Raw genomic sequence first — 709 nt, forward strand, 5'->3', positions numbered from 1 at the left:
GTCCATCCCATTTCCCTAGGTTTCCTGCATTGATGGTGTTACCTGAACCTGTCAGATTGAACGTGTCGCCATTGCCAAGGTTCAATGTTCCCTTGGACATCTGCCTAATGTACGCGTAAGCATTGTCACCAATGCTTACAGTGCTGCTTTCCCCGACACTGACCTGCATGAAGCTGACATCGGAAGCGTTAAGTTTCGTGTTCGCACCGCCCGTAAAGTCACCTTGTACTCCACCATTCAAGGTGACTTCGTTGCTATCCCCCGCTGTAATTGACATCGAAGCGGCGGCTGGCCCAGTAATGGTCTCTGCGGAAAGATTGCTCAGTATATTGACCTTGTTATTGCCCGACACAAGCGCGAGTGTTTGATTGCTGGACTCAAGTGAAATGCTGTTACTCGCACCATTGATGCTTACAGAGGAGCCATCGCCAAGTATGTGAATTTCGTTTCCATTCGATGCGATGAAGTCACTCTGGCCTGACACGCCAAGGACAGTGCTGGAGTTATCGGTTAGCTTGATGGTATCTGCGTCTCCAGCAACCTGCCCGGTCACACCACTCTCAACAACCACGCTTGCATTCGGTATTGAGACGAGACCGTTCGAAAGAACGGCTACCGTTGATGTCACGCCAGAGGCGTCCGTATTTGTTGAAATTTGATAGTAAGTCTTCCCGTCATAGCCCATGTCGGCTAGGGATGCTCTGATCTA

Annotated in this window: 1 protein-coding gene; it reads right to left on the minus strand. The window is 50.2% G+C overall.

The genetic code is table 11. The features are described from left to right. A partial coding sequence (locus ACH65_RS20145; RefSeq protein WP_153242681.1) for a DUF3060 domain-containing protein occupies positions 1-685 on the minus strand: 685 nt, incomplete at its 3' end. Positions 686-709: the final 24 nt, after the last annotated feature.

This window comes from Frateuria defendens, from assembly GCF_001182895.1.
GTDB classification, from domain to species: Bacteria; Pseudomonadota; Gammaproteobacteria; order Xanthomonadales; family Rhodanobacteraceae; genus Frateuria_B; species Frateuria_B defendens.